We start from the raw sequence: 22,567 nt of genomic DNA on the forward strand, positions 1-22,567 counted from the left end.
AATAGAGAAATTACCAACTCCCAGTTTGCCGCCTCTATATTCCTGATGTTCGGCTTTTCGTGGATCTGACGGCCTGTTTCCAGCGTGAAGAAAGCAGACGCAAAAGGATTGTAGAACTCTCTCAGGATGAGGAATACTGCGAGGAGAAAGAGAGACGATAATGAGCCATAAGACCAAGCATCAGACTGATAGAGAGCTATTGTGGGAAAAGATCAAAGGGATCGAAGTTGCGATGTTGACAACGATGGAGGATGACGGCACCATGCACAGTCGTCCGATGATGGCACCGCAAAGGGAGTTTGACGGCGATCTATGGTTTTTAACGATGGAGACAGCCCCCAAGGTGAGAGAAGTAGAGCGCCATCGGCAGGTTGCCATCAGTTACGTTAAACCTGATGAGACCCGGTTCATCTCGGTGTCGGGGGCTGGCGAACTGCTTCACGATCAAGCAGCGATCAAAAAGCTGTGGAAGTCCTCCTATCAGCCCTGGTTGCCAACTGGACCGGATGATCCCTCCCTGGCCTTGCTCAAAGTCCATGTAGAGAGCGCTGAATACTGGCAGGAGGCTGGTGGGAACAGGGGCATCTTTTCTTTTGTGAGCAAGGGATCAAAGCAGATAGGAGAGGATGTCAAACTGGATATGCACTGAGTTTCCTGTGCAGTGAGGCGGCTCGCGGCGAGGATGAGGAAGACTACCATATGTTTTCCCTTGTGCAATGGGTGGCAATGAACTCCCAATCGGCCAGATTGTCCCTCTGTAGGTATCAAAAGAAGCACTGATACCAGTAGACTGATGAGTGTTGAGAAAAAGGTTGAGGATCATTGGCCGAGAGAAAGGAGCTTGCTACCGTGTTCCGATATGAACACCTTACTGATAAGAGGAGATTTGAGAATGGTGGCGATTCTCCCATTTCTGATGCTTACAGATGGGAAGAGAAGCTAGTCAATGCGAGAGGAAGAATACTTGGAACCGTATCAGATGTCGCTGCCGCTGAGCAGGGGGAAAATCAAGTAAAAATTACCACCCAAGCAAGCAGAGATGCATATGCCGGGGCGGTAAGAAAGCTCGAAGCGAGATTTCAAAAGCTTAAGAATGATTTGTTCGCAATGGTTTTCCCTGAAGTTGACGCCGAGATAGACGCATTTAAAAGGGAAGAGTTGGAAAGGCTAGATCTGTTAGGTCTCAGTCAGCTCCTGGCGATTAACCAGGCAATCAACAAAGCACTTGATGTGCTAGAAACAGTAGAAGCGGCAAAGAAAGAAAAAATCTTAATACAGGGTGTGTTAGATAATGTTAAATATCAGGAGCCTGGAGAATATAAAGAATTATATGATAGCATGATAAATGATCTTAAAAATATACAGGCCTCACATGAGAGTAAAATGGTAGAAGATTCTTCCAGACAACATGGACATCTTAATGATTTAGAAGCTGCTCTATTGGATAAGTTAAAAGACTATAGAGCTAAAGAACCATCAGCAGTGGAAGAACCGAGTACAGCCATTATCGAGCCGTCAATCGATCAAAAGCAGTCTCGTGCGAGGCAGCGAGCGCGGCTTCGATGGGGAAAAAATCTCTGGCCGCAAACGACCTCTCCTGGTTGATACGTTTGGGCCGCTCCTGGCCATCAAGGCGCATTCGGTTGGGTTGGTTGATCGTCGTGGAGCGTCTTTGCTCCTGCGCGATCTGGCTGGTCGTTTCCCGCGCTTACGGCATCTCTTCGCTGATTATGCCAGTGCCAGAGCAATAGCTCCCATAAGTCCTGCATCCTGCGTGAAATGTGCCGCCAGCACAATTGGTGGGAAAGGCACAAAGCGTTTTATATATGTATCGAGACGCGGTAATATAATCTCTTGAGAGGCCATCAGTCCGCCGCCGACGACGATTCGCTCTGGATCAAGTGCAATAGTCAGGTTCGTGATATGGAAGGCAAGTTCTGTGAGGGTGGCCTCCACAAACGCACGTGCCGCCGCGTCGGTATGTGCGAGTTGAAAGATCTCTCTAGCGGTAGATACTCCCTCGAACTGAAGACGCGCCCGTTCGCCAATCGCTCTGCCTCCAAGAAATTCCTCCAAAGGCGCGCGTTGATGATGGAAGCCTGTCTCCTCGTGCAAGTGTCGCAGGTTGTAGGCAATCTCACCGGCGGCACCATGCGCACCCTCGATCACACGCTCCCCTACGATCAGAGCCGCAGCCAGACCAGTTCCCAGGTTGAGATAGAGGCCGATATTGGCCCCCACTAAGGCTCCCCAGCGCAACTCTGCTGCCGCTGCTGCCTTAACATCATTGGCGATCCGTATTGCATTTGTGGGGAAAGCCTGTCTCACCAGGCGAGGAAGTTCAAGGCGATCCCATCCCGGCACATTGGGAGCCAGCAGCACCCTATTCTCTAACGTAATGCCCATAGTAGAGATTCCCACGCTAACGAGTGTTTCTCCCAACTCTTCCTGAGTTTGCTCTATGAGCTGTTGACCAGCCGCAATCACCCGGGTAATGGCCTGCTCCGCTCCTTGACCGGCAAGGGTTGCTATCACCTGTCGATGTATGATCGCTCCATCGGCATGAGCAGTTGCGAGCGCCATTTTTGTGCCGCCAAGATCAATTCCCAGGACAAAACCAGCAGGGCTTTCCTGCATAGGGTTAACCCACCTTTCATAGAGAAGGCAATCCAACAACCAGGGATGCTCTGATGAGGGATATGTAAAAATATCGCTCATAAACAATCAGATTGGCGATCGATTTTTGATTGTTTTCTTTCGTTTTGATTATAAACGCCATCCCTTTTTCTTGTCAAGGGAAATATCTTCTCTCATTTGATCGTTTGTTTTCTATTTTGATCGTTTTCTGCCTCGGCCTTCATGTTTGTCAAGCATATCGTTCTCCTCTTCATTGGTAATTATGATTTCAGACAATGTGTATAGTGAAATGGTACATTGAAACGTGTGCATTAGTTGTACCGGGTGTTGGGGTGTAAGCATGGTAGAAGAGCACATAGGTAATTGAGAGAAAGCAAGAAGATCTACCTCTATCTTGCGAGATGATAGAAACGAAGTGTCTGTGTGGCTTCAGAAAGGCAGATGTTTGTTCGCTCTATTCTTCATTTCGGCATTCCTCGTCGATTAGCAAATTTTACCTATGATAATGTTCTTTATTCTCTAACGTCTGGTATACTATTAATCATATTCTCCCGTTTGAGAATGCTGGCATCGATAAAAGATGGCCGGGATGGTATGTTCCTGTACGATCGTACACAACAACAGCTTGCTTTAACTGAACGTAGAAAGGGGCAATCCAGGGAACTCCTGTTGCCCGGTAGAAGCAAACTACAGCAGCTAACAACCAGTATGGCAGCCTTCCATAGATAATCAATCCTTTATCGGTTGGTACATGCGGCAAGGCCAGCGGTTCGGGCTGAAGGTATTCAAGTCGATCAGTGGGAAAGGTGACGGAGAGAACGCTGGCGTATGCATTGCTGTATGTCTCAATATGTATTTCGGAGGAGGACGCCTCACCAGCTTTCACTTCTACTGGTTGAACCCAGCCAAAGGGCAATTTGGGATCGAAAAGATGCAGCGGATGTGGATGTGCATACGCTGCGAGAGCAGCATAGAGCCAGTTGGGACCAACCCCATAGACCGCGAGAGGGGTTTGCGAGGGGAGACTCTCCAGAAATGGCTGGAGCTGATCTGGCTCCCAGCGCGATGACGTACGCGTAAAAGCTGTTAATGCCTCATCCAGGTTTAATACCAGTTCAGCGGGTGCCTGTTCAAGATAAGACAGTCGTATCTCATCGAGGTTATAGGAGCAGAAAAGCGTGGCGAGCCGTTCAACCAGTTCGTCAAAGAGCGGCCCTGATTCAGCTTTCACAAGGTGACGCTCTAATCCAGTCAATGTTCCCTCCAGGACGTGTGATTGCGTCATAATCGTGGATGTGCCTTCTCGTTGTGAGAAGAGCCGGGCAAGCGGTAACAGATTGTGCTCTTCAACAAGACGTTGCCAGCGCCAGATGTATTCGGGTTTATCGAGGCGAAGGAGCAGAATGGAATGGGTATAATAACGAAACAGGCTTTCCTGGGAAGGGCGAGGATCACCACCCATATCAACGAGAAAGGGGAGGCGGCGGTGTTTTAGATCCTGGCTGATGCGCTGAACAAATGAAGCTGGCCATTCGCCAGTCAGTTTCACGCGGATCGAACTCACGGCGTCGGGATCACCTTCTTGAAACCAGTTGCCCTCGCCATCGGGACAGGCGCGGATTGCGTGATGGGAAACGCCTCGCTCTCGTAACGCTTGAGTGAGACGATAGAACAGGACTGATTTCCCGGCATGTGGTGGTCCGCCCACCAGCACGGCAGGCAATAAATTCATCGTTGATTATCCTCCTGGTAGTGTATTGGAGCAAGTGTATTTTTTGGTTTGAAATGTGAGAGGAGTGGCATGATGCCGGAGTATCCCCATGTACTCGTCTTTCATTGCAAAAAACATCAGAAGAACCTATGAGATTATTCAGCGCATTGAGGATACAACCACAAGAAGAGGATGATATTCTCCTTGCTGAGAAGACTGACCGCATAGAGAGGAAAGAAGGTACTGGAGATACCGTAATGCTCATACTCAACTTCACCCACCCGCTCACCGACGCCCACAAAGCCCAGATCGAGGCTTTAGCGGGCGTCGCTATCGATGAGGTTCGTACCATTCCTGTGCAGATCGATCAGGAAGAGTCGCTGGCACCGCAGATTGCTGCGATTGTTGATGCCGCTGGTGTCGCCTCAGAGGAGTGGCAGACGCGCCCATTGCTGATTAACCCGCCCGGCTATGCCCCGGCTGCTCTCGTCCTGCTGGCAGAACTGCATGGGCGCATTGGACACTTTCCCGCGCTGATTCGCATCCGCTCAAAGTCTGGTCCGGTCACAAGCTATGAAGTGGCAGAATTGCTGAACTTACAATCTGTACGCGAAGCTGCCCGCAAACGTCGATAGTTGTATCGCAGGCTTGAGAACGAGAAGCTATAATGGCCGGAGAGCGTGATAGGCTCCCTGCCCCATCACGCTCTATAAATTTCACTGGAGGGCTTATCAATTGGTTGGCACCGGGATTTTCATGCGGTGAGTAATATTCGTCACTGCATTGGTAACTCGGCATCATCTTGAACTTGCTTGCTCTCTTTTAAAAGATGGCGCACGAGAAAGCTACACTGGTCAGCCACTGTTTGTTGAAAGATCTTTCCTGCATAGAAATCGTAGTGGCCGCAATCGTATCGCCGAACTTCGCCACGTGGTGCAGTCTGCGCGGTCTTGAGGGCCGCTTGAGGCGAGTCGGCTACGTCGCGGTCTCCCACACAGACGAGCAGAGGACACTGTACATGAGATGCATAGACAACCGGACGGTAGAACAGCAGGTGTAAAAGTGCGTGTGCACTAATCTGATTCCCCCATTGGACGCCTTCAGGTACCAGGAATTGTTGGTTTGTTTCAGAGTCGTATGAGGTGAACATCGCCAATTCGCCAGGTGCGCCGTCTACTTTCACTAAAGATGGTTGTTGCCTCAACCATCTTTGAAACTGGTCTTTGATGGCCACTCTCAGAAGCGGTAACATCTCAAAAGGTCTGGCAGAAGCAAGGTTTGTGAGGCCATCAGTAAAGGGATTCTGGGACACCACAGCAGCCAGGCCGCGAGCGTGAGCAGCCGCGACAATGACATGTCCACCTCCAAGCGATGTTCCCCATAAAGCAATACGCCTTGCATCGAGGTCTTTGTGAGCGCGGGCATACGCTATGGCAGCCGCCCAATCCGCAAGCTGGCTAGAAATTTCGACCAGGCCGCGTGGCTCTCCTTCACTCGCCCCAAAATAGCGATAATCGAAAACAAGAGCCGCCAGCCCAGCCTCTGCGAAACATGTAGCATAGGCATCCAGCCGCAGTTCACGAGTCGCTCCCAGGCCATGAGCAAGAATAACACAAGGAAAGGGGGCTGATCCTGATGGAGGAAGGTACAGCCAGGCTGCGCAACGGCTTCCCTGAGAAGCAAATGTGACATCGATACGCTTCATTTGGATCTCCTTTGATATCTACTGAGGGAGAACCGGCTCCTCCCTCTTGTTGAGATACACTATACGAGATATACTATCTCCTGTCCAACACTTATTCCGGTCTTATTAACACATAGAGCATACATAATATCAGGAACGAAGACGTGGCCGTTTGCTCTTTGTCAAGGAGGAAGGAGAATCTCACATGGAGCTTCGTCACTTGCGCTATTTTGTAGCTGTCGCTGAAGAACTGCACTTTGCTCGTGCTGCTGAGCGATTACACATGACCCAACAACCTCTAAGTTTTCAAATCAAACAATTAGAAGAAGAACTTGGGGTGACGCTTTTCAAGCGTACCACACGCCGGGTTGAATTGACTGATGCGGGCCATGCTTTGCTCACCGAAGTCAACTCCGCGCTTGAACACCTGCATCTAGGTGTTGAAGCAGCCAGGCGTGCAGAGCGAGGAGAAACGGGATCGTTAGTGATTGGCTATGTGAGCGTTGCCCTCTACAATTTGATACCCGCAGCCGTGCGTCTCTTTCGTGAGCGCTTTCCTACTGTGCAGGTCACGTTGCGTGAACTGTGTTCCCCAGATCTCGAAGAGCACCTGTTAGAGGGGGTTTTAGATGTTGGTCTTGTTGTGCAGGGGGCGCACGTTTCCGAACTGGTTTATGAGACGGTCCTGTGTGAGCAGGCAACAGTTGCCATTCCGAAAAGCCATCCACTTGGGAGGCTGACACAGATTCCACTGCGTGCCCTCGCACCGGAACCGTTTGTGATGTATGAACGCACACAAAGGTCGTTGATCTACAGTCAGATTATGGCGCTATGTCTGGAAGCTGGTTTTAGCCCCAGCATTGTCCAGGAAGCGGCCTCTGAGCAGGCGGTGATTGGGTTAGTTGCGGCAGAAGTGGGAGTTGCGTTAGTTTCGGCCTGTCTGAGTGGATTACGCATGGATGAAGTGATCTATCGACCACTCATTGATCCTGCTGCTTCAGTTGAGTATGCCGTTGCCTGGAAGCGAGAGAACTCCTCGCCTTTCGTCAAGAACTTTCTAAACATTGCCAGGGAAGTTTCCCAACACGTTGGCAAGCAAGAAAAAGCGCTTATCACACCTTCTTAGCATTTAGGTACTGTCGAAGGTGTCTGATATCGCGTGAGCACTTCTCCGAAGTGGAGTGGAGTGGAATCGTCCAGGAACCGCTCCACTTCGGAGAGGCGCTCACGCGATATCAGATTGTATTGTCGCACTGATTGGACCAACCAGCCTGAGCATCACTTCTCGTTCTTGAAGTAGTAATCGTGGTCGAGATCCGCCAGCAGACCAGGTTGCACAGGATGCCACCCCAGCAACTCGCGGGTCAGCGCGCTCGACGTTGGGTTGTCCGTTGAGATGGCGGTCCCCAGCCAGCCGAAGTGCTCGCCTGCATTCTCAGGAGAGATAGCGACCACCGGGAGATCGAGGTGCCGACCGATCACATCGGCGATGGCGCGTGTCGGCACACCTTCGTCCGCGACCCCGTGCAGCACTGATCCCGCCGGAGCCTTCTCCAGCGCCAGGCAGAACAGGTGCGCGGCATCGAGCCTATGCACAGCGGGCCAGCGGTTGGACCCATCGCCGATGTAGCCGGAGACTCCTTTCGCGCGAGCAATGTTGATGAGGCCCGGGACAAAACCGTGCTCGCCCTCGCTATGTACCGACGGTGAAAGCCGCACGACTGACGAGCGCACGCCACGCTTAGCTAGCGCGATTGCCGCGTTCTCCGATGCGACCCGGGGGGCGACCGACCCGGCGTCGGCCACGTCCTTCTCCGTTCCGAGACGCCCCTGCGGGAGGAAGAATGTGAGCATCAATGTTCCCGAGGTGATCACGAACGGCTTGCCGGAGCCTTCCAGCGCTGCTCCGATCGTCTCGACGGCACGCAGATCCGTTTGCGCAGCACCCTGGTAGTCCGAGAAGTCGTGGTTAAACGCGAGGTGGATGACACCGTCAGAGGCTATCGCTCCGCTTCGCAGGCTGTCAAGATCAGTGAGTGAGCCGCGATGTACCTCCACGCCAGCAGAGGTGAACGCTGCTGCGGTTGCGTCTGAGCGAGCCAGGCCAAGCACCTGATGTCCAGCAGCTAAAAGTTCGCGGACGACGGCAGAGCCGATGAATCCTGTCGCGCCGGTAACAAAAACTTTCATGGTAATTTCTCCATTAAATGTGTATTCAGGGTTTCGATGAGGTGGCCGCATAATGCATGTATCCACGAACTTCTCTGGGGAGGGCCGAATATGGCAGGAGTGATCCTCTCTGCCCCATGTGCCGATAGCCCTGCGCACCTGGTTCCGTAGACACATCTGCAATAAGCCATCTATATGGTTCGTCATCAGTGTATAATGAAAGACAGAGCTTAACGAGAGAAGCGTTTATCCTGGTACTAACACTTCTAGTTTCCAAAGGGCTGTCCATTTTTTCTCTTCTATTTTGCATGCATGAGAGAAAGCGCGATTGCAGAGCAAGCGCTGAATCTCCTGTTTCGCATGGCTGAGGGGGAGCAAGTCACCTCTCCCCTGGTATTACAACCCCGATTAGTTGTACGCGGATCTACAGCCCCTCCAGCAGGGATATCGTTTCCCTCTCGTTGATCGTTTAAAGGAGGCGATGCTTTCTTACTGAATGCTCCGTTGATTACCTTTCCTGTATACTGAAAGCATGAATCAAGACTACTCTTACTTATGAGAGGAGATCATGATGGCAGGCTGTGTCACGAGATCAAAGATGAAAATCGTGCCAATACTGTTATTGGCGATCATGATGTTAGCAAGTTTGGCTACCTGGGGCGAGAGCAGCAGTACTCCACAGGCGAACAAGGATGGTATCTCGTCGGGGGACCAGGTTAACCTGACCTTCTGGTCCTGGGTTACAGGGATCGATAAATCTGTTGCGCTCTTCAACCAGACTCACCCCAATATCCATGTGAATCTGGAGAATGTTGGTGGTGGTCCCAACGAATATAACAAGCTCTATACGGCGATCAAGGCCAATAACGAGCCGGATATGGCCCAGGTCGAGTTCCAACTCCTGCCGACTTTTGAGACGACTGGATCACTTATCGATCTCTCGCAGTACGGAGCTAACGAGGTGAAAGATCAGTTTGTGCCCTGGACCTGGCAGCAAGTCTCGCTGGGCAACTCAGTCTACGCCATTCCGCAGGATAGCGGCCCTCTGGCGATGTATTACCGCGAAGACATATTCAAAAAATACAATATTCTGGTTCCCACCACCTGGGCCGAGTATGCAGATACCGCCGCGAAGTTGCATGCCGCCAATCCAAATGTATATATTACAGACTTTCCGCCGAAGGAGCCGGGATGGTTCACGGGACTCATATGGCAGGCGGGAGGACAATTATTTGGCATTGACGGTGATGCCTGGAAAGTATCCCTCAACAATCCTTCCGCGCAGAAAGTGAGCACTTATTGGCAAGACTTGATTAGCAATAATCTGGTCAAGACCGAGCCAAATTTCGCCAATGGCTGGTATCACGATCTGCAAACTGGGAACGTCGCTACCTGGATCTCAGCTGCCTGGGGAGCGGGCACGATCCAGTCCAACGCACCACAAAGCGCGGGACAATGGCGTGTAGCGCCCATCCCACAGTGGGAGCGGGGCCAGACCGCCAATGGGAACTGGGGAGGCTTGACAACCGTTGTGTTCAACAACACAAAACATCCAAAAGAGGCCGCAGAATTCGCCATATGGCTCAATACCAATGAGCAGAGCATTGACTACATGATCAAGGGCAGCAACATTTTCCCTGCCCATAGAGCATCTTTAGATTCACCCCTGGTCAATGGTCCCATCTCGTTCTTTGGCAATCAGAATATTGGCGCGATCTTCAAGGCTGGCTCTGAACAGGTCAACGTCAATTTCCAGTGGGGGCCGACCATTAATCAGGTTTATAACGACATAGGAGACTATTTCGCGGCAGTCATAAACAGGCAAAGTACGCTCAACGAGGCGTTGGATTCGGTCCAGGAAGGAACCGTCATCTTCATGAAAGGGCAAGGCTTCACCGTCACCACCAGACGGTTTGCCCACGATTAACCTTCACGAAAGAAGACTGTTCGCCATACAAATATACCAGGACAAAGAGAGGAGAAAGAGCAATGGCGCTTGCTCAAACTGTCCGGGTGTCCTCCCTCCCACGTTCCAATGCGGAACGCCGAAGAGCCATGACACCCTATCTGTTCATCTTGCCTTTCGGGATACTGTTCATCCTGTTTTTCCTGGCTCCCATCGTCTATGCTATCTATCAGAGCCTTTTCCGCTATCGACGCACGGGACTGGGCCTGCACGGAGCAACGGTTGGTTTCAACGGGTTGGGCAACTATCTTGATGTTGTGACTGATCCGAAATTCTATCAGGGCATAGGCCGTGTGCTGCTGTACGGCGTCGTACAGGTTCCCGTGATGCTCATTCTGGCACTGATTCTGGCGCTTTTGCTGGATTCGGCGGTGGTTCGTTTCAAAGCCTTCTTCCGACTGGTCTTCTTCGTGCCTTACGCTGTTCCAGGGATTATCGCCGCGCTCCTATGGGGCTATCTCTATGATCCGCAGCTCTCTCCCATCGTGCAAGGGTTTCAAGCTCTGCATCTGTCGGCCCTTGATTTCCTGGGCTTTTATACAGTTCTCTGGTCTATCGCCAACATCTCCACCTGGGTCTGGACGGGCTATAATATGCTGATCATTTTTGCTGCCCTGCAAGCCATTCCCTCTGATATCTACGAATCGGCGCGTATGGACGGATGCTCAGGGCTGAGAATTGCCTGGTATATTAAAATACCACTGGTCGCTCCTGCCCTGGTCCTCACCTGCATCTTTTCCATTATCGGTACCTTGCAGTTGTTCGCGGAGCCGCAAGTCCTCTCCGCTATCTCGAACAACATCTCAACCGCTTTTACGCCGGTTCTGTATGCATATAATACCGCGTTTAGCTACAACAACAACTACTATGCTGCCGCTCTGTCGGTAGTGCTGGCCCTTGTCACCTTCGTCTTCTCCTTTGGTGTCTTGCGGGTGACTCAACGGCAGTCAGGAGTGTAACGATGATGAGCCAACAATCCACAGCGGTTTCAATACGAACTGAGCAAAAGCAGGCGTCAGAGCAGGCAACTCGGCGGCATACAGGTCGGGCCACGGGCAGTCGCGTTGGGGCAATGACCTTCCTGATCATTTGTGCGTTCTACTTTCTGGTGCCTTTTTTCTGGTTGGTCGTCTCTGCAACCAAGAACGCCGGCGATCTGTTCGGCACCTTTGGCCTCTGGTTCTCTCCTCATTTCAATCTGTGGAGCAACCTGCAACAGTTGTTCACCTACAATGATGCCATCTATACGCACTGGTTGCTCAATACGCTGCTTTATGCGGGAGTGGGTTCGCTGGTCGGGACGTTTTTGTCGGCGATGGCTGGCTATGCGCTGGCAAAATATGTCTTCCAGGGCCGCAATCTCATTTTCTCAACGATCCTGGGAGCGATTCTGGTGCCTGCAACGGTGCTGGCGCTGCCATTGTACCTGATGATGAGTTGGATAGGGCTGACCAACACAATTTGGTCGGTGCTGCTGCCTAGCCTGGTCAGTCCTTTTGGGGTCTATCTCTCACGTATCTACGCATCGTCCTCGATACCCGACGAACTGTTGGAGGCAGCTCGTATCGACGGGGCGGGAGAGTTCCGCACTTTTGCCACAATTGCAATGCGGCTGATGGTGCCTGCGCTGGTCACTATTTTGTTATTCCAGTTCGTTGCCATCTGGAACAACTATTTCTTGCCTCTGGTCATGCTCAGCGATCAGAACCTCTTTCCGATCACAGTTGGCTTGCAGACCTGGAATGTGACGACGGGAGGTGCTAACCAGTTCCTCTATAGTTTGATCGTCACGGGGGCGTTGATCTCTTCATTGCCGCTGCTTGCTGGCTGCGTGTTGTTGCAACGCTTCTGGCGTGGTGGTCTGGGATCTGGCAGTGTCAAGGGGTAATGCCCCAGCATGTCGTAGTCGCGCGATTTATCGCGCGACTACGACGGGTGAGGATTTGGCTAGAGGGGTTTGCGGCCCCACACGCTTTTATAGTGCCAGATACCTTGAAATTCGGGAGCATAGAGTTCTCGTTCCATCGTCTGGAGGAGAAGCTGGTACTCTTGTTCTTTGACCACCTGGACGGTGTGAACCAGATAGGATTGCATGAGGGTATAGAGAACCACAATGTCGCGCATAATTTGCTGATGAGCTGGCGCGCCCCATGACCAATCTAGATGATACTCCTGCTCGCCAGTGATGGAGATGCCTGTCTGGGCAAACATAGCGCTCAGTCTCGTTCCTGCTCCAGCGTAGGTGTCCGGCGCTGTCTGAGATGCCCGCCCGTCGCGCTTCCATCCTTCCCAGATGAGCGCTAAAATCCGGTTAAAGGCCGGGCTATTGGTCTCATTGGTGAGAATTTCGGTCGAACGTATTGTGCCGCCTGGGGTGGTCACGCGCAGCATCTCTTGAAGCAGGGGGAGCCACTGATGCTCTTTGAGAAACCATTCCAGCAGACGTGCGTTGACAAAATCAAAGGTGGCATCCTCAAAATCCCAGGGACGTAGGGCGTCCATGACGCGAAGTTCGACATTGCTGAGCTTGCGTACGGTGGCGAAAGCCCGCCCGTAGTTAATCATCTGCTGGCTGATATCGAACCCGACAGCGGAGAGATATGGATACTTAAAGGCGACTTGTAAAATCCAGGAAGCCGGGCCGCAGGCGACATCCAGGACGCTGTGTAGCCCGGATGGGTCAATGTCCTGGGGGAAGAGATCCCCCATCGTCTGGTTCATGAGGTGGTCTTGATCGATAAGGCGCTGCATATCCGCGCCACCGCGATGATCAACGGCATAGGTATTGGCATCATTGTTCATATGGCGTCCGTGCTCCCATCTGTTGTTGCTCTTTTGCTGCGTTCGTTATGTACTCTCTGCCCCTGCTTGTCGTCAGAGAAACCATTAGCTGGAGCAAAGGCAAGATGTTCCTGTATTATGTTTGTCTGACAAATAGCACAGTTTAAGCATATCATTGCGGGCAGGTCGGGTCAAGATCTTTTTGGATGATATGAAAGAGGACTCTGGGGAGATTTTCCCCTGCAATTGCGCTCAGGGCCATCCTGAGCGCAATTGTTGGTTTGGCCTCTGCTAAAAAGCTACAGGCAGAGCGGCTAAGCTCCGTGAGTTCAGGCTAAAGTTCCAGATGACGCTTTCACGAGGAACGGAAAGGTGCAGGTTGGGTATGCGACGGAGCAGTGTGCTAAAGGCAATATCTCCTTCCAGGCGGGCCAGTGGCGCTCCCAGACAGGTATGGATGCCCTGCCCAAAGGCGATGTGACGGTTGAGTGTGCGCGCAATATCCAGTTCTTCCGGCTCTGTAAATTGTGCCTCATCCCGATTGGCCGAAGCCAAGACCGCAAAGAGGACATCCCCTTTCTTGACCGACTGCCCGGCAAGCTCGATGTCTTCGATAGCAAAACGCGGCCCCGCGATGGTTGCTGGCCCATTGAAGCGCAGTAGTTCTTCGACGGCTGAGGGAACCAGGCTGAGATCGGCTTTGAGCTGCTCCAACTGGTCGGGATGCTCCAGCAGCATAAAGGTTCCAGTGGCGATCAGGTTTGAAGTCGTTTCATGACCAGCAAAGATCAGCAGCGTGATCGTCGAGAGCAGTTCCGTTTCACTGAGCCGGTCCCCTTCCTCTTCGATAGCGATCATCTGGCTGATCAAGTCGTCGGCGGGACGCTGGCGCTTTTCGGCCACCAGATGCGCAACGTATTCCCCGAAGGCGCGCATGTTGGCCTGAACTCCCGGATCACGCTTTCCAACACCCAGACCATGTGCCAGCGCCTCCGACCAGCCACGTATCTGGTCCCGATCAGCGTGAGGCACCCCTAGCATCTCCGAAATGACATTGATAGGTAGGGGAAAGGCATAGTCAGCGACGAGATCCATCTGGCCCTGATCTTGCACGCGATCAAGCAATTCGTCGGCTATCTGTTGTACCTGTGGGCGTAAGCTTTCGATATACTTAGGGGTGAAGGCTTTGGAGACGAGCAGGCGTAAGCGTCGGTGGTCGGGTTCATCGACTGTAAGCATCGTTTTGGAGGTAAAGAATGTCGGCGTGTCGTCGGCCTCAGCGCTGTTGCGCCCGAAAAGACCTTCAACCCCTATGGAGCTGGGATCTACGGTAAAGTGCGCCTGATCTTTGAGCATTTGTACCGCCTCTTGCATGCGCGTAATCATCCAGGCCCGACGATCCGCCCCCGCGATGGGGAACGGGAGAGGCATAACGGCGCTCGTAGAGCGCATCTGTGCTAACAACCCAAAGGGATTTGCAACGATTTCAGAATTATCGCCACTAAACAGGCTGAATATCGCTTTATCTGATATGTTCTGATTTTGTGTATTCATGATGTTTTTCCTATAAACTTCTGATCAGGTGTTCTCTGTCAACAAGGTCAGCAGGGAGTGAGTGAGCTGCTCGGCCAACTCATCGAGCGAACGATAGGTTCCTAACAGGTCGATGGCACTGGTAAAGGCACCCATAATGATGACTGCGGCTACGCTCGGGTCGATATCCTGGCGGAAGATGCCCATTTGCATTCCTTGAACGAGCAGCTCTCTAGGAATCTCCAAAAATTGTATGCGCACACTTTGCCCATAGGAAGGGTCCATGAGCTTCACCAGCCGGGGGTCATGTAGCACGCCGCTTAGTGGCTGATACTGCTCTTGCAGGTGTACACCGGTCGATATGAACGCCTGGAGCGCCGCGCGGGGATCGTCAGCATGAGCGGTCCGAGCCGCTTGCATTTGCTTCAAAGAATCCTCAACAACACTCTGGAGAATCGCGCGCAGGAGGTCTTCGCGATTGGCAAAATGCCCATACAGGGTACCTACCCCAAGATGAGCCAGTGCTGCAACCTCGTTCATTTCCAGTTCCAATCCACGCTCGGCAAACACCGAGAGGGCAGCTTGCAGAATACGTGCGCGGTTGGTGATTGCATCCGTACGCTTCGTCGATCCTTTTGCAGACGCCATATGCTTGTTCTCCCCTTGGGAAGCGAGAGCCATCGCAGAGAGATGATGGCTCTCGAAACAGAAGTCGAATTCTGTTTCGAATTATAGCAGCACAAAAAATGAGTGTCAAGGTCATCACATAGGGGAAAGGGAAGAGAGACGTTCCAGGTATCCACCAAGCAGGACGACGAGGTCTTCCTGTGCTTCGTGCTTTAGCCACTCCGCAGCTGCTACGAGGAATGTTGTCATGAAGATCGCGACCGGAAAGCGGATCTCATCGCGGTTCGTGGCTGATTCCAGATGGGAGCAAAGGGCATCACAGATGGCAGGCTCTTTTTCCAACAGTGCATAGAGATATAGTGATGCAATGGAAGGAGTTTGTGCGGCCACTTGATAGCGGATCAGAAAACTGTCCCGCCGCAGTTGATACAGACCGGCCAGGTAGAGAAAGGTCGCTCTCAGCGCTTTCTGTGGTGATTCCGTTGGTGCAACCCGTTGCAGAGAGCTGATAGCATCAGTCATGGCAGCGTGCATTGGTCCAAAAAGCACCTCTTCTTTGGAGGCAAAATAACGAAAGAAGGTGCGCGTTGACATCATCACCGCATCAGCGATGTCCTGGATGGAGGTTTGCTCGTACCCCTTTTGCTGGAAAAGTTGGAGCGCCGTCTCTTCAATGGTTGTTTGCACCAGACGTTTCTTGCGTTCGCGCAAGCTCAACAGTTGATTTTTCTCGTCCTGCGAAGAAATTATGTCATCCATTTTACTTTTTTCTTACATTGACTTATATCATTCAGTGGCGCTACAATACAACATGACACAGATTGCAACTGAAGACAGTATACCTGATCTCTCAGTGTTGTGCGAGCCGTATTCTTTTGCTGCGCCATTCCTATTGTTTTTGCAAAAAGCACAAAAAAGTGATGAAAAGAACCACGCTCCCGACCTGTAGTGGAGGGAGCGTGTAGATTGGAGTATATATCGATGAGTCAGGAACAACAGACGGGCACCAATAAAGCTAATCAGGAGGAGTTGCCCTCGTTTCCATTTCCGTTTGCCGATCACAGTTTGAACGTTCCCGCAAAATATGCTCAGTTGCGGCAACAGTGTCCGGTCGCCAGGGTACATATGCCCTATAGCGGCGATGCGCTTGTCCCCACTAGATACGAGGAGATTGCGCAAGGCTTCGCGAATCCGAAGTGTGATGCCATCCGCACCTCAGATGGAGATGTTCCCCGCCTGGAAGCAGGCAACGTTACCGGGACGGAGGGATCAGAGACCAGCGCGATTTTTGCTGTCTCCGATGCTCGTCATAATAAGCTGCGCCGCGTGGTCGCCCCAGCCTTTACGGTACAGGCCTCTAATAAGTTGCGTCCCCGTGTGGTCGAAGTCACCAATGCCCTCATCGATGAGATGGAGCGCAAAGGGCCGCCTGCCGATCTGTTTGAGGACTATGCGATTCAGGTGCCTATGACGGTGCTGTGTGAAATGTTGGGGATTCCTCAGCAGGAAGAACACCTCTACCGCGAATCGGCGCGGATCATGATCTCGACGACGGCGCTTGCAGAAGAAAAACGGGCACAGTCCATGAAGCTGATGCAGTATCTCGCACCCATTATCCAGCGGGCGCGGGAGAATCCTGAAGACAATGTGCTTGGTCTGCTGGTCAAAGCGCAGCAGCAAGGGGACGAGGTGATGACGGAGTCCGAGATGTATGGTTTTGCTATGGGCATCATTGGGGCTGGCTTTGAAACGGTCAGCACTACGTTCACGAATTCCGCGTTCATACTTTTGCAACAGCCTGAACTGGTGGCGCAGTTACGGACCCTTCTTGAGCAGCCAGATCAGCTGGCTAATGCAATCGAAGAGATTTTGCGTGTCACCCCCATCGGAGCGGGCAGGCCACGCATTACGCGAGAGCCTGTCCAATTGGGTGAGACGGCTATTCCTGCCGGGGAAGTTCTTTTCCTCGTGACGCACGCCGCCAACTACGATCCATCCGTGTTTCCCGATGCCCGTGCGATTCGCTTTGATCGTGAGCTGCACCCCATCATGAGCTTTGGACGTGGGATTCACGCGTGCCTGGGCCAGCAGACGGCCCGTATGGAACTCCAGGTGCTCTGGCAGACACTTCTCGCCCGGCTCCCATCTGTCCGTCTTGCCGTCCCGCCCTCGGAAGTTCCCTGGCGCGCGGATGAGACGCTGACGTTTGGCCCAGCCCATCTGCCCGTCACCTGGTGACTTATATCGTAGTGGAGCGATTTATCGCGATAAATCGCTCCACTACGATTGTCCGTAGCGCTGTTTCAACCTGTCATCGACCAGCCCGGCAAGATCTGCCAGGATTGGGCTACGCGTGATATCCTTGAGGGACACTGCTCGATCCAGGAGAATCGCTAGCCGCACCGCCGACAGTGACGTGCCCCCTCGATCAAAGAAATGATCCTGTCGTCCGATGCCCTGCTGTGGGATGCCAAGCACCTTTGCCCATGCAGCTGCCAGTCGCTGTTCGGTTGGTGTATGTGGAGCGTGGTAATCTTCCTCCTCGGGGGCATCGAGTTCTCTGGCAAGTGCTGTCAGTATCTTCCTATCGATCTTGCTGTTGGCGGTCAGTGGTAAGCCTTCCTGCCAGTGGAAAGCCGCCGGGACCATATATTCAGGCAACGATTCTCCCAACCGATCGCGCAGGATGGCGACATCGAGTGGTTGTTGTCCGCTATAGAAGGCCACCAGACGCTTGCTCTGGTTGGTCCGTTCGGCGACCACTACTGCCCCATCGCGAACGCCGGGGATGCGCAACAACCTGTTCTCGATCTCGCCAATCTCGATTCGAAAGCCAGAGATTTTGACCTGAGTATCGCGACGGCCCAGAAACTCCAGTTTGCCCTCGGGCAACCAGCGACCGTAATCGCCGCCCCGGTAGAGCCGCTGACCCTCGCGATGCGGATCGATCATAAATGCCTGTCGGCTGCGCTCCGGATCGTTGACGTACCCACGACCGACGCAGACCCCAGAGAAAACAATCGCTCCGGGAGCACCGAGCGGCACCGGCACCAGGTGTTCATCGACGATATAGATGTACACATTGTTGACGGGACGACCGAGCGGAACCCGTTCCCGGTCCGGCACCCTGTCCATGATCTCATGATTGGTGTCGTCCGAAGTCTCGGTCAGGCCATACGCGTTAACCAGTTTAATTCCTGGTTTGGCCGCAAACCAGCGCTGCGCAATTTCCTTCTTGAGCGCTTCACCCGTGACCGATACACACCGCAGGTTTGGCAACTCGCGAGGATGCTGCTCCAGATAGGACAGCACGACTTCGAGGTATGATGGCACGACCTGGAGGACGGCGACCCGACCCTCGCTGATCTTATCTACGAAGCGGTGAGCATCCAGGATGACCTCCTGCTCGACTAGCAGGGTTCGCCCGCCGACCAGAAGCGCGGAGATCAGTTGCCATAGTGAGATGTCGAAGCACTGAGGCGCGATCTGCGCGACGACCTGCCCCTCGCCGATCTCCAGGTCATCGATTTTGGCGTAGATGTGGTTAAGCATGCCTCTCTGTTCGCACATCGCTCCTTTGGGTTCGCCAGTAGAGCCAGATGTGAAGTAGATGTAGGCGAGCTGGTCAGGTGCGACGCTGACATCGAGATTATCATCAGCATAGCCTTCCTCGCAGGCCGCGTCGATGAAGATCTTCTGGATGCCGGGCAGCTGGTTGAGCGCCTGATCCAGTGTGGTGGTGCTGTCGGGTTCGGTCAGCACGAAGCCGCACTCAGCACGAGCAAGAGTAGCCGCGATGCGTTCAGCCGGGAAATGAGGCTCGATCGGTAGATATACTCCACCCGTCTTGAAGATGGCGAGGATGGCAGCCATCCAGTTCAGGTTGCGCTCGGCTACCACTGCCACGACTCCTTCGTTGCGCAGTCCCCGCGCCAACAAAGCCCGTCCCAGCCTGTTGGCACGGCTGTTGAGTTCCTGGTACGTCCACTGCTGCGAACCGTGCATTGCCGCAATAGCGTTTGGATTTACCTCTACCTGCTGCTCGAATAGCTGGTGTACCCTGAGATTCGGCAATTCCCGATGACGCCCGGCCAGCCCTTCAATCTGGAACCGGAGTTCTTCAGCAGAGAGCAGGCTTTGTTGCTCATGGTCGGCGTCTGGATCGGCGATGATCAACGCAAGAGCTGTAAGATGATAGCCGCCGATGCGGGCTGCGCAGCCCGCATCGAGTGCCTCAGTCCGATAGCGCAGCCGTAGCACGAGATCGCCGCCGTGTTGCAAGATTTCCACCCTGAGTACAATACTCTCGGCAAGATCGCTACCATCTCCAACGAGATCAAGGACGGTCTCGAACGGCAGCCTGGTCAGGCCCGGTTCGCGCCTGAGATCATCGATCGGAAAGTCTTTGTGCGACAGCAACTCTGTTTTGACGCGATGGGAATCTCGCAGAAATGTTCGCCATGAACCCGCTTCGACCGTCAGGCGGCAGGGCAGAGTCTGTCCGCCCTCTATGGCGACATAGCCCGTCGTGACCTCGCGCTCACCAGAAAGCGCGGCCAGCACTCTGGCGTGCGCGGCCAGCAGCAGCGAGTTGAATGGTATCGTCAACTCGTCGGCCAACTGGCATAAATCCGCTACCAGATCGCGGGGGAGCGTCACCTCGTACGAGGCGATCCCCTTCTCCGGTGTGAGGGTCCAACGTGGAATAGTTGTGGACCCTCCAGCTTCAAGCATGCGCTGCCAGAACTCGCGATCAGTCTCCATTAGTTTTTCCATCGAATCTTCCCTCCTTTCAGCGAGCGCCGTACTACTCCTTGCTGTCGAACAATGCGGCAGTGGCGGTGGTTGTTCTGGCAGATCTGCATGGCAACTGCATTGTCTTCGATCGGGTGGTGAGCATGGCCATCAAAATGGTTGTTCTCTGGCTCATGGTGAGCGACCATCTGCGGGCTGCTAGCCACATGGAAGTTCGCCCTGGCGGGATTTCCTCCCCATGATGCGTGTGGCGGGACCTCTTCGCCTTTCATGAGGAAAGAATCGGCGGCGAGTATTGTTCCCTCGCCCATTGTTACGCCGTAGTGGACGAAAGCACCGACCCCGAGGGTACAACCAGCACCGAGCGTGATGTAGTCAGACTTGAAGGTGCCATCCTCCAGAGAGTGGCACTGAAGCGAAGTTACCGGATTGAGCGTACAGTCATCTCCAATGATAGTGAGCGTCCTCTCCGTCAAGTTACAGCCGTCGTCGTAGAGCCTGCGCCCGATTTTCGCGCCGAGCAGCCGCCAGATCAAGCCTTTAAAAGGGGTGCCGTTGAAGATCGGGGAATTGGCAGGCGGCAGCTTCCAGTAGCGCTCGTGCCACCGATAATAGGGGTCATAGATGGAGCAGAACTGTGGCCGCAGCCTGCGGAATGCTCGCTCAACCAGAATGAAGTAGACCGTACTGAATAAGGTACTGAGCACGAAATCGGCGGTGAATGTCACTGGCCCCGACGCATGGTAGAGGTTGATTGCCAGGAGGCTGAGTACCATAAAAGTGAAGATGTGCAGCCACTGTATGACCAGGAAGAGTCCCATTGTGCGGAGGTTGTAGCGGTTTTTGGCCGCGAGACGCCTGCGCAACTCGTCACCGCTACGGAGATGATCGAACCGGTTATCGCGCTCCACTGACCGGGGAATCTCGAAGCATGGCGAACCCAGTAAACCTACCCCTTCGCGGATCTTGCCGTCGAGTGGGATCATGGTCTTTGTCGCGATTAGGCAGTTGTTGCCTGTTCGTGCTCCAGGGGGGATGGCGAGGCCATTTCCCAGGAAGTTGTCTGAGCCGATTGTCGTTCGTCTCACACAGAAGGAAGTGCTTGAGTAGTCGGCATTGATGATCGACAGTCCATCACAGACCATTGTGCCACTTCCGATAGTACTCAGGTATGGATTATCGTACTGGATGACCGTGCCGAAGTTTGCTCCTGTCTGCACTACCCGGCCGAGATTGACCCCAAGGCAGCGCAGGTAGTAGACGATATAGGAACTGTCACCGAAGAGCCAATGGAAGAACTTGTTGTTGGTCAATCCCGTGATTGCCAGATGCATCGCGTAATGGAAGCCGTAGAGCGGATAGACCTTGCCAGGCTTGATGGCGAGGCTGAGCAGGCGCGGTATCGTGAACACGACTACGAGACTGACAATAGCGACGCCAAAGAACAATACCAGAGAGAAGATCAACGCATAAATGTAGAGATCTGGTGAGACAACCTGATTCTCATCAGATATCAGTAGTTGGGCCAGTGGAGGTATCCAGGTGACAAGCAAGCAGAAGGCTGCGATGGTCAGTGGTATATACACGAAGAACAGCATGAACAGTGTAAGGAGTCCAAAGCTGATACGGCGCAGCGAACTACATCTGGCTGGCGCAACCCTCACATAGTTCAACTGGGTGCGTTGCGCTGGAGATCCGTGCCATCGCTGACCGTCGGGGATCGCCTCGCCGCTTTGCAATGCGGATGTATGGCCGAGTTGGGTTTCATTGCCCATTGACGTGTTGATGTCGAGGACAGCCATCTCGCCAACATACGCATCTCGACCGAGAGTGACCGGGCCAATCTGAATCCGTCCGGCGTGCGCTCGATAACAGAGAAAGGACGCGTTTTTGCGAATCACCGTTCCAGGGCCAATGGTGAGCAGGTCTGTGCAGATTGGAATGGTGCGGGAGAGGATCGTAACATTCTTGCCGATCCGCGCCCCAAGCGCCCGCAGGTACAGCACATACAGCGGTGTACCTGCGAAAAGGATCATCGGGTTGATGTGGACCAGCGCCTTGACGATCCAGAAGCGCACATAGGCCAGGCTCCAGATTGGGAACTCGCCAGCCTTCCACCGACCGATAAGAAGCCATTTGGCTACGATCGGGAAACAGCAAAGGCTGATGAAGGCGGCGCTCACGGAGAAGATGGCCCGCAGGTAGAGGTCGGTCCAACTAGGAGCCTCGTAGATCCAATCATAGCCCTGGGCACTGATAAGCCCGAGGAGAGAGGAATATCCGAAGAAGATGAGTAGTTGCAGCACGCCGCAGAGGACGTACTGTGGTGTGCTAACTGGCTTCACTTCCTCGGTCGGCAGCGCTGTGCTGGCTGGCGACTCGACCGGGGGCGGCGCTGCCTCCGCGAGCGCCGCTACCAGGCTTCTGATTGTTGGGTGTTCGTAGATGTCCTTCATCGAGATCGATGGCAGACCTCCCCGCTTTCTGACTCGGGCGCAGAACTGGGCCATCACCAGCGAGTTGGCCCCCAGATCATCGAAGAAGTGGCTGTCGATCGACACCTGTTCGGCGTGTACAACGTCAGCCAGCACTTCGATAAGTATCCTCTCGGTGTCTGTCGTCGGGCCTGTGTATCCGCTCTGGATGGTCGTGGGCATGGCTGGATCAGCCGTCACGCTCTCGCGAGATTTTTCCATTCTATGGC

Annotated in this window: 18 protein-coding genes; 8 read left to right on the plus strand and 10 right to left on the minus strand. The window is 53.4% G+C overall.

The genetic code is table 11. The annotated features are described in order from the left end of the window. Window positions 1-160: 160 nt before the first annotated feature. Complete coding sequence (locus K3T83_RS48135) at window positions 161-649, plus strand: pyridoxamine 5'-phosphate oxidase family protein (protein WP_236065231.1); 489 nt, start codon at window positions 161-163, stop codon at window positions 647-649. Between the two features lie 200 nt (window positions 650-849). Further along, entirely contained in the window at window positions 850-1,605 is a 756-nt protein-coding gene (locus K3T83_RS48140) for a hypothetical protein (protein ID WP_220210282.1), read from the plus strand. Window positions 1,606-1,728: 123 nt separating this feature from the next. On the opposite strand, the gene K3T83_RS48145 is transcribed toward K3T83_RS48140, so the two are convergent. Further along, on the minus strand, window positions 1,729-2,637 hold the full coding sequence (locus K3T83_RS48145) for an ROK family protein (protein WP_220210283.1): 909 nt from the start codon (window positions 2,635-2,637) through the stop codon (window positions 1,729-1,731). A gap of 541 nt (window positions 2,638-3,178) precedes the next feature. Beyond that, window positions 3,179-4,369: a CRISPR-associated protein Csx3 gene (locus tag K3T83_RS48150; protein ID WP_220210284.1), complete on the minus strand. Its 1,191-nt coding sequence runs from the start codon at window positions 4,367-4,369 to the stop codon at window positions 3,179-3,181. Window positions 4,370-4,497: 128 nt separating this feature from the next. Here K3T83_RS48150 and csx15 point away from each other — a divergent pair, with 128 nt between their 5' ends. Further along, window positions 4,498-4,983, plus strand: a complete 486-nt coding sequence (csx15, locus tag K3T83_RS48155) for a CRISPR-associated protein Csx15 (protein ID WP_236065232.1) — start codon at window positions 4,498-4,500, stop codon at window positions 4,981-4,983. A gap of 140 nt (window positions 4,984-5,123) precedes the next feature. Here the strand turns inward: csx15 and K3T83_RS48160 are convergent, their stop codons facing one another. Then, entirely contained in the window at window positions 5,124-6,053 is a 930-nt protein-coding gene (locus K3T83_RS48160; RefSeq protein ID WP_220210285.1) for an alpha/beta hydrolase, read from the minus strand. Window positions 6,054-6,237: 184 nt separating this feature from the next. On the opposite strand from K3T83_RS48160, the gene K3T83_RS48165 reads away from it, so the two are divergent. Further along, window positions 6,238-7,158, plus strand: coding sequence for a LysR family transcriptional regulator (locus K3T83_RS48165; protein ID WP_220210286.1), 921 nt, complete (start codon window positions 6,238-6,240; stop codon window positions 7,156-7,158). Between the two features lie 152 nt (window positions 7,159-7,310). On the opposite strand, the gene K3T83_RS48170 is transcribed toward K3T83_RS48165, so the two are convergent. Further along, the gene (locus tag K3T83_RS48170) at window positions 7,311-8,222 is read right to left on the minus strand and encodes an SDR family oxidoreductase (protein WP_220211109.1); all 912 of its coding nucleotides are present in this window, start codon (window positions 8,220-8,222) and stop codon (window positions 7,311-7,313) included. Window positions 8,223-8,808: 586 nt separating this feature from the next. On the opposite strand from K3T83_RS48170, the gene K3T83_RS48175 reads away from it, so the two are divergent. The 3 genes from K3T83_RS48175 (at window position 8,809) to K3T83_RS48185 (ending at window position 12,055) form a co-directional block, all read left to right on the plus strand. Further along, window positions 8,809-10,128, plus strand: coding sequence for an ABC transporter substrate-binding protein (locus K3T83_RS48175; protein WP_236065234.1), 1,320 nt, complete (start codon window positions 8,809-8,811; stop codon window positions 10,126-10,128). A gap of 62 nt (window positions 10,129-10,190) precedes the next feature. Beyond that, window positions 10,191-11,126 carry a carbohydrate ABC transporter permease gene (locus K3T83_RS48180; protein ID WP_220210287.1) on the plus strand — a complete coding sequence of 312 codons (936 nt, stop codon included), beginning with the start codon at window positions 10,191-10,193 and terminating at the stop codon, window positions 11,124-11,126. A 5-nt stretch (window positions 11,127-11,131) separates the two neighbouring features. Then, entirely contained in the window at window positions 11,132-12,055 is a 924-nt protein-coding gene (locus K3T83_RS48185) for a carbohydrate ABC transporter permease (protein ID WP_220211111.1), read from the plus strand. A gap of 59 nt (window positions 12,056-12,114) precedes the next feature. Here the strand turns inward: K3T83_RS48185 and K3T83_RS48190 are convergent, their stop codons facing one another. The 4 genes from K3T83_RS48190 to K3T83_RS48205 form a co-directional block, all read right to left on the minus strand. Further along, window positions 12,115-12,969, minus strand: a complete 855-nt coding sequence (locus K3T83_RS48190) for a class I SAM-dependent methyltransferase (protein ID WP_220210288.1) — start codon at window positions 12,967-12,969, stop codon at window positions 12,115-12,117. Window positions 12,970-13,239: 270 nt separating this feature from the next. Then, on the minus strand, window positions 13,240-14,502 hold the full coding sequence (locus K3T83_RS48195; protein ID WP_220210289.1) for a cytochrome P450 family protein: 1,263 nt from the start codon (window positions 14,500-14,502) through the stop codon (window positions 13,240-13,242). A 24-nt stretch (window positions 14,503-14,526) separates the two neighbouring features. Beyond that, complete coding sequence (locus tag K3T83_RS48200) at window positions 14,527-15,129, minus strand: TetR/AcrR family transcriptional regulator (protein WP_220210290.1); 603 nt, start codon at window positions 15,127-15,129, stop codon at window positions 14,527-14,529. A gap of 114 nt (window positions 15,130-15,243) precedes the next feature. Continuing rightward, entirely contained in the window at window positions 15,244-15,867 is a 624-nt protein-coding gene (locus tag K3T83_RS48205; RefSeq protein ID WP_220210291.1) for a TetR/AcrR family transcriptional regulator, read from the minus strand. A 222-nt stretch (window positions 15,868-16,089) separates the two neighbouring features. Between K3T83_RS48205 and K3T83_RS48210 the strand changes: the two genes are divergently transcribed. Further along, window positions 16,090-17,346 carry a cytochrome P450 gene (locus K3T83_RS48210; RefSeq protein WP_220210292.1) on the plus strand — a complete coding sequence of 419 codons (1,257 nt, stop codon included), beginning with the start codon at window positions 16,090-16,092 and terminating at the stop codon, window positions 17,344-17,346. A 42-nt stretch (window positions 17,347-17,388) separates the two neighbouring features. Here K3T83_RS48210 and K3T83_RS48215 read toward each other — a convergent pair whose 3' ends face one another. After that, entirely contained in the window at window positions 17,389-19,884 is a 2,496-nt protein-coding gene (locus K3T83_RS48215) for a non-ribosomal peptide synthetase (protein ID WP_220210293.1), read from the minus strand. Beyond that, complete coding sequence (locus tag K3T83_RS48220) at window positions 19,872-22,559, minus strand: Pls/PosA family non-ribosomal peptide synthetase (protein WP_220210294.1); 2,688 nt, start codon at window positions 22,557-22,559, stop codon at window positions 19,872-19,874. The genes K3T83_RS48215 and K3T83_RS48220 overlap by 13 nt, the downstream gene beginning before the upstream one ends. Between the last annotated feature and the right edge of the window lie 8 nt (window positions 22,560-22,567).

Source organism: Reticulibacter mediterranei (assembly GCF_016587455.1).

Bases quoted from the DNA above. Each gene is read 5' to 3' on its own strand.
- K3T83_RS48135 (WP_236065231.1), top strand. From the start codon at position 161: ATGAGCCATAAGACCAAGCATCAGACTGATAGAGAGCTATTGTGGGAA.
- K3T83_RS48145 (WP_220210283.1), bottom strand. From the start codon at position 2,637: ATGCAGGAAAGCCCTGCTGGTTTTGTCCTGGGAATTGATCTTGGCGGC.
- K3T83_RS48150 (WP_220210284.1), bottom strand. From the start codon at position 4,369: ATGAATTTATTGCCTGCCGTGCTGGTGGGCGGACCACCACATGCCGGG.
- csx15 (WP_236065232.1), top strand. From the start codon at position 4,498: ATGAGATTATTCAGCGCATTGAGGATACAACCACAAGAAGAGGATGAT.
- K3T83_RS48160 (WP_220210285.1), bottom strand. From the start codon at position 6,053: ATGAAGCGTATCGATGTCACATTTGCTTCTCAGGGAAGCCGTTGCGCA.
- K3T83_RS48165 (WP_220210286.1), top strand. From the start codon at position 6,238: ATGGAGCTTCGTCACTTGCGCTATTTTGTAGCTGTCGCTGAAGAACTG.
- K3T83_RS48170 (WP_220211109.1), bottom strand. From the start codon at position 8,222: ATGAAAGTTTTTGTTACCGGCGCGACAGGATTCATCGGCTCTGCCGTC.
- K3T83_RS48180 (WP_220210287.1), top strand. From the start codon at position 10,191: ATGGCGCTTGCTCAAACTGTCCGGGTGTCCTCCCTCCCACGTTCCAAT.
- K3T83_RS48185 (WP_220211111.1), top strand. From the start codon at position 11,132: ATGAGCCAACAATCCACAGCGGTTTCAATACGAACTGAGCAAAAGCAG.
- K3T83_RS48190 (WP_220210288.1), bottom strand. From the start codon at position 12,969: ATGAACAATGATGCCAATACCTATGCCGTTGATCATCGCGGTGGCGCG.
- K3T83_RS48195 (WP_220210289.1), bottom strand. From the start codon at position 14,502: ATGAATACACAAAATCAGAACATATCAGATAAAGCGATATTCAGCCTG.
- K3T83_RS48200 (WP_220210290.1), bottom strand. From the start codon at position 15,129: ATGGCGTCTGCAAAAGGATCGACGAAGCGTACGGATGCAATCACCAAC.
- K3T83_RS48205 (WP_220210291.1), bottom strand. From the start codon at position 15,867: ATGGATGACATAATTTCTTCGCAGGACGAGAAAAATCAACTGTTGAGC.
- K3T83_RS48210 (WP_220210292.1), top strand. From the start codon at position 16,090: ATGAGTCAGGAACAACAGACGGGCACCAATAAAGCTAATCAGGAGGAG.
- K3T83_RS48215 (WP_220210293.1), bottom strand. From the start codon at position 19,884: ATGGAAAAACTAATGGAGACTGATCGCGAGTTCTGGCAGCGCATGCTT.
- K3T83_RS48220 (WP_220210294.1), bottom strand. From the start codon at position 22,559: ATGGAAAAATCTCGCGAGAGCGTGACGGCTGATCCAGCCATGCCCACG.